Source organism: Catenovulum agarivorans DS-2 (assembly GCF_000568405.1).
Classification (GTDB): Bacteria; Pseudomonadota; Gammaproteobacteria; order Enterobacterales; family Alteromonadaceae; genus Catenovulum; species Catenovulum agarivorans_A.
Genome location: NZ_ARZY01000026.1, coordinates 59,500 through 70,677, shown reverse-complemented (window position 1 = coordinate 70,677; position 11,178 = coordinate 59,500). Strand labels below are relative to the sequence as shown.

12 protein-coding genes are annotated in these 11,178 nt (G+C 39.0%); all 12 read right to left on the bottom strand.

Annotated elements, in window-relative coordinates:
• Positions 1 to 495 precede the first annotated feature (495 nt).
• Entirely contained in the window at positions 496 to 708 is a 213-nt protein-coding gene (locus DS2_RS13525; protein WP_035015354.1) for a response regulator transcription factor, read from the bottom strand.
• Positions 709 to 710: 2 nt separating this feature from the next.
• Entirely contained in the window at positions 711 to 2,843 is a 2,133-nt protein-coding gene (locus DS2_RS13520) for a peptidase domain-containing ABC transporter (RefSeq protein ID WP_051479876.1), read from the bottom strand.
• Entirely contained in the window at positions 2,844 to 4,094 is a 1,251-nt protein-coding gene (locus tag DS2_RS13515; RefSeq protein WP_035015353.1) for an HlyD family secretion protein, read from the bottom strand.
• A gap of 153 nt (positions 4,095 to 4,247) precedes the next feature.
• Positions 4,248 to 4,670 (bottom strand): F0F1 ATP synthase subunit epsilon, encoded by a 423-nt coding sequence (locus DS2_RS13510; protein ID WP_035015352.1) that lies wholly within the window; start codon positions 4,668 to 4,670, stop codon positions 4,248 to 4,250.
• Between the two features lie 18 nt (positions 4,671 to 4,688).
• The gene (atpD, locus tag DS2_RS13505) at positions 4,689 to 6,074 is read right to left on the bottom strand and encodes a F0F1 ATP synthase subunit beta (RefSeq protein ID WP_035015351.1); all 1,386 of its coding nucleotides are present in this window, start codon (positions 6,072 to 6,074) and stop codon (positions 4,689 to 4,691) included.
• 31 nt (positions 6,075 to 6,105) lie between these two features.
• Positions 6,106 to 6,966 (bottom strand): F0F1 ATP synthase subunit gamma, encoded by an 861-nt coding sequence (gene atpG / locus DS2_RS13500; RefSeq protein ID WP_035015350.1) that lies wholly within the window; start codon positions 6,964 to 6,966, stop codon positions 6,106 to 6,108.
• A 40-nt stretch (positions 6,967 to 7,006) separates the two neighbouring features.
• Positions 7,007 to 8,548, bottom strand: a complete 1,542-nt coding sequence (gene atpA, locus DS2_RS13495) for a F0F1 ATP synthase subunit alpha (RefSeq protein WP_035015349.1) — start codon at positions 8,546 to 8,548, stop codon at positions 7,007 to 7,009.
• A gap of 12 nt (positions 8,549 to 8,560) precedes the next feature.
• Positions 8,561 to 9,094, bottom strand: a complete 534-nt coding sequence (gene atpH, locus DS2_RS13490; RefSeq protein WP_035015348.1) for a F0F1 ATP synthase subunit delta — start codon at positions 9,092 to 9,094, stop codon at positions 8,561 to 8,563.
• 12 nt (positions 9,095 to 9,106) lie between these two features.
• Entirely contained in the window at positions 9,107 to 9,577 is a 471-nt protein-coding gene (gene atpF / locus DS2_RS13485) for a F0F1 ATP synthase subunit B (RefSeq protein ID WP_035015347.1), read from the bottom strand.
• A 57-nt stretch (positions 9,578 to 9,634) separates the two neighbouring features.
• Positions 9,635 to 9,856, bottom strand: coding sequence for a F0F1 ATP synthase subunit C (gene atpE, locus DS2_RS13480; protein WP_016954710.1), 222 nt, complete (start codon positions 9,854 to 9,856; stop codon positions 9,635 to 9,637).
• Positions 9,857 to 9,900: 44 nt separating this feature from the next.
• Positions 9,901 to 10,752: a F0F1 ATP synthase subunit A gene (gene atpB / locus DS2_RS13475; RefSeq protein ID WP_035015346.1), complete on the bottom strand. Its 852-nt coding sequence runs from the start codon at positions 10,750 to 10,752 to the stop codon at positions 9,901 to 9,903.
• 18 nt (positions 10,753 to 10,770) lie between these two features.
• Positions 10,771 to 11,145, bottom strand: coding sequence for an ATP synthase subunit I (locus tag DS2_RS13470; RefSeq protein WP_051479875.1), 375 nt, complete (start codon positions 11,143 to 11,145; stop codon positions 10,771 to 10,773).
• Between the last annotated feature and the right edge of the window lie 33 nt (positions 11,146 to 11,178).

Genomic DNA, 11,178 nt, shown 5'->3' with positions numbered 1-11,178 from the left:
ATTGAGTGACACAGATTTCTAAACACTACCTGACTGGAGCCATGATTGGTACAGTCACTGGTGTATACATCTATTTCTCTTAGCTTTATACAGTTGCTGTACACTCAGTGCAGCAACTCTAAAAGGAAACATTATGAAGTTCAGCAGAAATTATTACTACTTATTATTGATAGCAGGCTCTTCACCTTTGCTTCTATCTTTGAAGCTAAACAACTCAGTTTTATACCTTATACTTTTGGTTTATTTAATTGTCTCTTTATTAATAATACACCAAGAACGTAAGTAACCTAAGTTGTGGTTAAAAATTTACAATAGGCTGGGGCTAATGATTCGATAAGAAACCATGAATATTATGCATGCTCTGGAATAGATAAATTAATTGAAATCTTTGCGATATCGATGAATTATGCAAGCAGTTTATTAACAGAGTAAAAACATTGCTCATATCCAGAGCGATTTTTGCGTCGCCCTCGTCATAACACTAGTGAAAACGTTTTAGACGACAATCCTTACACTGGGCGAAAGCAAAGAAAATAACTGATTCCTATTGCCCACCTCACACTTTGCGTAAATATTACTACAATGGAACTTAATCGTCCTCTCAGATACATACAATATGTTTGCAATTTTTTTGTTACTGTATCCCTTTAAAATTAACTCCACAACCTGCTTTTCTCGCTGTGTTAGCAATTGTAGTCCCTTTAACATATTTAGGTCTCTTTACCACTTGTCTTGATTTTGTTTAAGTCAATCACTCGATCTGCATAAGCGATAGTCTCTTGTCTATGTGCAACAACAATTTTAGTTACACCCAGTTGTTTTATATTTTCGTTTATTTGACGTTCATTAACTTCGTCTAAATGACTTGTAGCTTCATCCATAAACAATATTTTAGGTTGCTTGTACAAGGCTCGCGCAAGTATAACCCTCTGCTTTTGTCCACCACTTAAACTTGTCCCCATATCCCCCACTAAGGTATTTAACTGCATTGGCATGTGCGAAACTTCTTCCCATAAACAAGCAAATTGCAAACATGCAACGGCCTTTTGCATATCAACTTGACTATCGAAGCAAGTCACATTGTCTAATATAGAGCCACTAAGTAGTTGATCATCTTGCATAACAGCAGCTATTTGATTCCGATAATTTGCCAAGCTTTTTAGTGGCTTTCCATCTACCAGAATTTCTCCCTGGCTAGGTTTAATCAATCCCATTAAACATTTCAGCAAAGTTGATTTACCACAACCACTTGCGCCAATAAATACGACCGATTCACCTGCGTTGATTTTCAGGTCTAAATCACAAAATACATCAGGTTCACTTTCAGCATATCTATATGCAAGCTGTTTAGCTTCAATACATCCAGAAATATCAATTTTATTTAGGTTTTGGTAGTTTTGTTCAATTTCAGGATTTGTAGCCGTGATATCTGATAGACGGTTTAGATGTAATCCCAACATTTTAAATTCGATCGCTTTAGATATTAATCCACCTATAGCTGATACAAATTGACCTTTATAACTCATAAACGCATACAGCATACCCACTGTCATTAAGCTACCCATCACTTGTGTAGCAGCAAAATAAATGACCAATATATTTTCAACACCAAACAAGAACTTATTTATTGCGTCATAACTGACTTGCCAATTCGCGATTTTGATATTTTTATTGATGACATCTGCCATCTTATTTTGCCACGCACTTTGTCTATCAACTTCTTTTTGAAACAATTTTATTGTTTGAATAGCTCGAATAGATTCCATAAAATGACTGTTTTCTTTTGCAGAAACGACAATCTGCTCCTCTGATAACTGTCTAAAAGGTCGATAAAATGCAATGCGAATCATCGCGTATAAAAAAACGATGGCTAATACAATCAATGACAATTTAGCGCTATACATAAACATTGCGATCAATGTAACAGCAGCCAACAAACCGTCCAGTAAAGCAGATATTAGCCCTGTTGTTAACATTTCCCGAATGCTCGTTAAAGATCCAAAACGAGAAACAATATCTCCTACATGCCGCTTTACAAAGTAGTCGACAGGTAAGTGAATTAAATGTCTAAAAACATTTGCAGCCATTTGCATATTCAAACTCTGTGATAGCTTAATAATAACAATTTGCCGTATTGAACTAACAACAGTGTCAATAATAAGCAATAAAGAAAAGCCAAATGCTAAAACTAAAAGCAGATTGCCGTCTTTACGTAGTAGCACATCATCTACAACCGTTTGCATAAAGTATGGGCTAGCAAGTGCAAATATTTGTAACATAAGAGAAAGCAGAAACACTTGCACTAAGCTGCGTTTTAATCCGACTATTCGATGCCAAAATTGATTTAATTTTAAGTTGATTTTGCTTTTTGCAACTTTAAAATTTGACGTCGGAGTTAGCTCCAATGCAACTCCAGTAAAAAGTTTATTGACCACGTCGAAATCTAACTTGATCTCACCCACAGCTGGATCATGAATAATAACTTTTTTACCAGCTACTTTTTTTAGGACAACAAAGTGATTGAGCTCCCAATGTAATATGCAGGGCGTATTCAAATTTGATAAAGATTGAGGCTCTAACCTCAGAGCTCGAGGGGATAAACAATAACGTGCAGCTAAATCCATAACTTGTTTTAGAGTTGAACCATGCAACGAAACTGCATGTTCTTGCCTCATTGTAACTAAATCTGTCTCAAATCCGTGGTAGCCTAGAATCATAGCCAAACAAGCAAGACCACATTCAGCAGCTTCAGCTTGTAATATTACGGGAAGCTTTTTCCTGGCTGAAAAATTGAGTAGAGTTTGCGGTTGCTCTATAGACGGCTTATTATTTACACATTCCATTTATATTCTCCCTTTTAGGCTAAGCAGAGGTTCAAATAGCCATTCCATAATACTTCTTGAACTCATACTAATATCTGCTGATAGAGTCATGCCTGGTTTTAGTGAAAAAGTTTGGCCATAAGCTTCAACATTTTGCTGCTCCAATTTCGCTTGGATTCGGTAGACCGGCTCAGATAATTGCAAAGGAGAGTTTTGAATTTCATTTGGCAACAGTATAGTTTCTGATACCTCGGTAACATATCCCCTGTATAGACCGAATTTTTGATATGGAAAGGCATCAAATCTAATTTGTAGCGGCAATTCAGTTTTTAAAAAACCAGCAGACCTTACTGGCACGACCAAAGTAACCTTATTTTCATAATCCTTGGGAAAAATAGTTAGTGCCGGTGTAGATGATGAAACCTGCTGACCTAAAAATACCTGAAGGTTGCTAACGACCCCACTAACAGGGGCGGTCACAACATATGATTTTTGACTTTGTAATTGAACAACCTTAACTTGTATATCGCTTAGTTGCCCTTTTATACCAGCTCTTTCATTCTCTAACTGTTTAGGTAAAGCGGAAATATCAATAAAGAGCTGTGTATTGCTCTGTATGATATTGTTTTGAGCTTTAAGATTATCCTTTATTTCAGTTTGAAACTGTAAACTTTGGGAGTAGTAATTATCATATTGTTGATGGGACATATGACCAGACTCCATTGCATTTCTATATGCTGGTAGTTTGCTCGTCAGTAGATCATGGCGTTGATTTAAAATTGCCTGTTGATCTTTCAATATTTTAATTGTGAGTTCATTTGAAGAGAGCTGTTCTTGTAGCTTCTTCAACTTAACATCGTATAGAAACTGCAAGTCCTGTAAGCGCTCAGTTAAAAATCCTAACTGAAGCTGATATTCTTCTAACAACGCTGTATCTAATACGTGGCCAGTAGACAAGGTCGTTTCATTTTCTATTTCGTAAAGTTCTTCACCTCTTGCCACAAACTGGCCATTGTTCACAAATACATTTTTTACATACCCTGTATTGTATTTAGCATAAACTTTGGTGATACCTGCAGCAGGCTCCAACCAACCAAGCACAGTTTCTTTTCTCGCATATTCGGCTGTAAACAACCAAACAGAAAAGATGGCTAACCATGTTATTAATATAATAATGAAAACACTGAAGATATTTGATGGTAAAACTAATACTTCACCGTGTAGTCGCTGTTGTTGATGATCTACAGCAGCTTGTCGAAATAACCCTGACACCTTAACCCTTTGATACTTTAAATTTCCGTTCCAGATAACAGTATAAGGCTATTGCGGTTAACACTTGGTTAAGGGTTTTGTTTTAGGTCTAAATTTAGACAATAAAAAACCGCGATATACGCGGTTTTTTTATTGAAGTATTTGTCAGCAGAATTATTTATGACGTTTTAGGTCTTCAATAATTCGGATCTGAGCAATCGCTTTGGCAAGCTCCATTGCTGCTTCTGCATAATTTAAATCAGAAGAAGCATTGTTAATGTGCTCTTGAGCACGACGTTTAGCTTCAACAGCTGCTTGCTCATCTAGGTCTTCACCACGTATTGCAACGTCAGCCAAAACGACAATGCCGTCAGGTTGAACTTCTAATACGCCGCCCGATAAGTAAATCAGCTCTTCTTTACCAAACTGCTTAACCAATTTAATCATACCAGGTTTAATAGGTGTAATTAGCGGTGCGTGTCCGTACTGAACACCCAACTCACCTTCAATACCTGTAACCCTGATAGACTCAACTAAACCGGAGAATATTTTTTCTTCGGCGCTGACTACGTCTAAATGAGTTGTCATAGCTGCCATCTTTCGCCTCCGGAAGAATTATAAGCTTTTAGCTTTTTCAACAGCTTCTTCTATTGGACCAACCATATAGAAAGCTTGCTCAGGTAGGTGATCGTACTCACCCGCTAAAATGCCTTTAAAGCCTGCGATAGTATCTTTTAGAGATACATAACGACCAGGTACACTGTTAAATACTTCTGCTACGAAGAACGGTTGAGATAAGAAACGTTGGATCTTACGAGCACGTGCAACTGTTTGCTTATCTTCTTCAGATAATTCATCCATACCTAAGATGGCGATGATATCTTTAAGTTCTTTATAACGTTGTAATACCATTTGTACACCACGAGCGATTTCATAGTGCTCTTGACCAACTACTAACGGGTCTAACTGACGTGAAGTAGAGTCAAGTGGATCGATCGCTGGGTAAATACCCAATGAAGCGATGTTACGTGATAATACAACTGTTGCATCAAGATGCGAGAACGTAGTTGCTGGAGATGGGTCAGTCAAGTCATCCGCAGGTACATATACTGCTTGGATTGAAGTGATTGAACCAGTTTTAGTAGAGGTAATACGCTCTTGTAAAACACCCATTTCTTCAGCAAGAGTAGGCTGATAACCTACCGCAGATGGCATACGACCTAACAATGCAGATACCTCAGTACCAGCAAGTGTATAACGGTAGATGTTATCTACGAAGAATAATACGTCACGACCTTCGTCACGGAATTTTTCTGCCATAGTCAAACCAGTTAACGCTACGCGCAAACGGTTTCCTGGTGGCTCATTCATCTGACCGTAAACCAACGCTACTTTATCAAGTACGTTAGAATCGTTCATTTCATGATAGAAGTCATTACCTTCACGAGTACGCTCACCAACACCAGCGAATACAGAATAACCACTGTGCTCGATAGCGATGTTACGGATAAGCTCCATCATGTTTACGGTTTTACCAACACCAGCACCACCGAATAAACCAACTTTACCACCTTTAGCGAATGGACATACTAAGTCGATTACTTTGATACCAGTTTCTAATAAATCGTTTGAGTTAGCTTGCTCTTCATAGCTTGGTGCTTCACGGTGGATAGACCAACGCTCTTCTTCACCAATAGGACCCGCTTCATCAATTGGGTTACCTAAAACGTCCATGATACGACCCAAAGTTTGTGTACCAACTGGTACAGATACTGGCTCACCAGTATTTACAACTTTAAGACCACGACGTAAACCATCTGAAGAACCCATAGCGATGCCACGAACAACACCACCACCTAATTGCTGCTGAACTTCTATCGTCAGACCAGCGATATCGCCTTCTTCTACTTTCAACGCATCGTAAACTTGCGGTACAGAACCTTGTGGAAACTCAATGTCCACAACCGCGCCGATGACTTGAACGACTAGACCTGAACTCATTATCTTTCCTCTAAATCGTTGCTGCCTTTGCCTAAACTGCCGCTGCACCAGCGACGATTTCACTCAACTCTTGAGTAATCGCTGCTTGACGAGCTTTGTTGTAGACTAATTGCAATTCTTTAATCAGGTTGCCTGCGTTGTCGGTTGCAGCTTTCATCGCAACCATTCGCGCTGCCATTTCTGACGCGACATTTTCAACAACAGCCTGATAGACCTGAGATTCAATATAACGAGTTAACAACTGTTCCAGAATCGCTTCTGCACTCGGCTCGTATATATAATCCCAATTATGTTTTTGTTCGCTAACCTCACCCTTAGGTAAAGGTAAAAGCTGATCGATCGTAGGTGTTTGTGTCATGGTGTTTACAAAATTATTGTAAACCACGTACAAACGGTCGATTTCACCGTCTTCGTATGCCTTAAGCATAACTTGAACAGAACCTACTAAGTCGGTTACTGATGGTTTGTCACCTAAGCCAGACGCTTGTGCAACAATATTGCCACCAAAACTGTCGAAAAATGCGGTTGCTTTGGCGCCAATAACACCAAAGTCAACTTCAACATCTTTTTTACGCCATGCCGCATACTCTTTAATAACGTTCTTAAATACATTCGCATTTAAGCCGCCACAAAGACCACGGTCTGTTGACACAACAATGTAACCTACGCGCTTGATTTCACGTTCTTCCATATAAGGATGCTTATAGTCAGAACTTGCAAGCGCGATATGACCGATCACCTTACGCATACTTTCTGCGTATGGACGAGAAGCTGCCATGCGATCTTGTGCTTTACGCATTTTACTCGCGGCAACCATCTCCATTGCGCTGGTAATTTTTTGAGTGTTCTGAACACTGCCAATTTTACCTTTTATCTCTTTAGCGCCGGCCATTTCTCTTCACTCCGATTAAATTAATCGTAGACTCAGACTATTACCAAGTTTGAGTCGATTTGAATGCTTCTAAAGCAGCTTTTAATTCGCCTTCGATATCAGCGTTATAGTCGCCTTTCTCATCGATTTTAGCCATTAATTCTGCATACTCAGACTGTACATATGAATGAAGAGCTGCTTCGAAATCAAGGATCTTGTCTAATTCTACATCATTCAAGAAACCTTTATCCGCAGCGAACAATGAAACAGCCATTAAACTAACACTTAATGGAGAGTATTGCTTTTGCTTCATTAATTCAGTTACGCGCTGACCGTGCTCTAACTGTGCACGAGTTGCGTCATCTAAATCAGAAGCGAACTGAGCAAAGGCTGCTAATTCACGATACTGAGCTAAAGCTAGACGAATACCACCGCCTAATTTTTTGATGATTTTAGTTTGTGCTGAACCACCAACACGAGATACCGAGATACCAGCGTTAATTGCCGGACGGATACCTGAGTTAAACATGCCAGTTTCTAAGAAGATCTGACCGTCAGTAATTGAAATTACGTTGGTTGGTACGAATGCAGAAACGTCACCCGCTTGAGTTTCAATAATAGGTAATGCAGTTAATGAACCTGTTTTACCTTTCACTTCACCTTTAGTGTACTTTTCAACGTAATCAGCGTTTACACGCGATGCACGCTCAAGTAGACGTGAATGAAGATAGAAAACGTCACCTGGATATGCTTCACGACCTGGTGGACGACGTAATAGTAGAGAAACCTGACGGTATGCAACAGCTTGCTTAGATAAATCATCGTAAACAATCAATGCATCTTGACCACGGTCACGGAAGTATTCACCCATAGTACAACCCGCATATGGAGCTAAGTACTGAAGTGCCGCTGATTCAGAAGCATTTGCTGCAACAATAATAGTGTGCTCTAACGCGCCGTGTTCTTCTAATTTACGAACAACATTTGACAACGTAGAAGCTTTTTGACCAATCGCAACATAGATACATTTAACGCCTGTACCTTTTTGGTTAATGATTGCGTCGATAGCAACAGCTGATTTACCAATTTGACGGTCACCGATGATAAGCTCACGTTGACCACGACCGATTGGAACCATTGAGTCGATTGCTTTATAACCAGTTTGCATAGGCTCATCAACTGATTGACGATCGATAACACCTGGTGCAATTTTTTCTACTGGTTCAAAGCCATCATTTTCAATCGGACCTTTACCGTCGATTGGCTGACCTAGAGTATTAACTACTCGGCCTAATAAACCTGGACCTACTGGCACTTCTAAGATACGACCAGTACCTTTAACTTTACCGCCTTCTTGTAAGTCTGCGTATGGGCCCATAACAACCGCACCAACAGAGTCTCTTTCTAAGTTTAGTGCGATAGCATAACGGCTACCCGGAAGCTCAATCATCTCACCTTGCATCACGTCTGCTAGACCGTGAATACGGATGATACCGTCAGTAACAGATACAATTGTACCTTCGTTACGAGCTTCACTGACGATTTCGAACTTTTCAATACGTTTTTTGATTAGTTCTGCAATTTCAGTGGAATTCAGTTGCATGCTCTTATTCCCCTACGACTGCAAGCTTGTTGCAAGTCGATCCAATTTTCCGCGAACCGTGCTATCAATAACTGTATCACCAGCTTTGATAAACAAGCCTCCAATAATGGACTCATCTACACGACAATTAAGCTTAACTTTTTTGGCTAAACGTTTTTCTAACGATTGAACTAAGTCATCTTTTTGTTTCGACGACAACTCAATGGCAGAAGTCACAGCTACTTCAACTGTTTTTTCGTACTCATTCTTTAGTTCAGAAAATAACGCAGCCACATCAGGTAATAAACTCAAGCGATTATTTTCAGCCATAACTTTGATTAAGTTTTGACCATACTGGTCAAGCTGCTCTTCGCAAACGCCAATAAAAACTTTAGTTACGTCATCTTTACTAGATGAACCTTCTATTAACTGCTTGATAGTTTCATTTTTAGAAACTTCCGCAGCAAACACTAGCATAGCTAGCCAGTTTTCAATTGCATTTTGCTCAACAGCATAATCAAACGCTGCTTTAGCGTATGGTCGGGCAACAGTTGTCAATTCAGACATAATAATTACCCCTTATAATTCCTCAACCAACTGGTCAAGGATATCCGCTTGAGCTTTAGCATCGATAGAACGTGCAATAATTTTTTCTGCACCTGTCACTGCTAATACAGCAACTTGCTCACGTAACTCAGCACGAGCTCTGTTACGTTCTGCTTCTAACTCAGCTTGACCTTGAGCCAAAATCTTTTCACTTTCAGCGCGAGCTTTGTCAGCTGCTTCTTCAATGATAAGAGATTCGCGTTTTTTAGCCTGCTCAATAATAGCTGCAGCTTCATTTTTAGCTTCTTTCAACTTATTAGCTGCTTCTTTTTTAGCTAGCTCTAAGTCTTTTTCAGCTTGTTCTGATGCTGCTAAGCCTTCTTCAATTTGCTTTTGACGAGCTTCAATTGCACCGTTTAGCTGTGGCCAAACATATTTCATTGTAAATACAACGAAAACAAAAAATGCTATCGATTCGCCAATTAGAGTTGCGTTGAAGTTCACAACGACCCCCTTAATAAGTTATCAATGTTTAACAAGAAATAGATACTTAAAGTAATCTTAAACACCAATAACAAATAGCATGTATAACGCGATACCAACACCGATCATTGCGATCGCATCGATAAGACCAGCTACGATGAACATTTTAACTTGTAATTGAGGCGCTAATTCTGGTTGACGAGCAGAAGCTTCTAAGAACTTACCACCTAATAAACCAAAACCAAGTGCTGTACCTAATGCACCTAGACCAATCAAAATTGCAACAGCGATTAATGTCATTTTATTTCTCCAAAAATTTAAATGTTAAAGTTAAAGTTAAAAATTTAGTGTTTTTCACTCATCATGCTTAAATAAACAATTGTAAGCATCATGAATATAAATGCCTGTAACGGAATAACTAATAAGTGGAAAGCAGCCCATACAAAGTGCACTGGTAATTGGTATAAACCAATTGTTGCAATCAATATGAAGATAAGCTCTGCCGCATACATGTTACCGAACAAACGTAAAGCCAACGAAACTGGTTTAGCAATTAACGCAATAGTTTCAAGGATTAAGTTAAACCAATATAACCAAGGCGTATTAAAAGGATGTGCATAAAGTTCTTTTAAGAACCCACCTACACCTTTAATTTTAATTGCGTAATAAATCATTAATGCAAGCACTGAGAAAGATAGACCAAAAGTCATATTTAAATCAGTTGTAGGTACGATCTTGTGGTAAACGTGAGATTGACCCGACTCAATAGTCTGCCAAGAATCACCAGCAATGACAGAACTTAAAGTACCGATCCAATCAACTGGGATCCAGTCCATAAAGTTCATCAAGAATACCCATACAAAGATGGTCAAAGATAAAGGTGCAATAAGCTGACTGCTACCATGGTAGGTATCTTTAACGCTCTTACCAACAAATTCGACAATCATTTCGACCGCACATTGGAATTTGCCAGGAACACCTGTAGTTGCTTTTTTCGCGGCACTGCGAAAAGTAAGAATGAATACGAGGCCTAAGATGATAGACCAAGCTAAAGTATCTATATGCCAAGTCCAAAAACCAGCGTCAGCACAAGCGTAGTTAAAAGACAGACCTTGGTCTGTAAAACACGCTTTGGCGTTGGTTAAATGGTGTTGGATATAGCCCTGAGAAGTCAGAGAATCTCCAGTTGATGCCATTGTTGTTTCCCAATAAAGTTAATGAATAAAAATCGGTGCCAAAACATGCGCTACCAGCGCTATTGCAAAGCCAAAAAACACAAAACCCACTAAAAACAACTGCGATTTTAAGATAATAGCCAGCACTATGCTGGTCAGAATCAACTTGATCGAACATCCTCGATAAAATCGACTCATGGTGGTTTTTAATTGTGTAGCCCCTGCGCTCGAAAATAAAAACATCGCTAAAACAATGTTGGGCAAAATCCCACAACTACCACCCACAAACGAAGACAATGCAGCGTTTTGGTTTTGCATTCCTAAAACTAATAAACTAACGAGAGCGACCATCAAAAACTGAAAACCTATTATTTTACTTGCGGTTACAACGCCCGCTAGGATCAGTTTGTTCAAAATATATAACTCTTTAAATAATTATCTTGCATC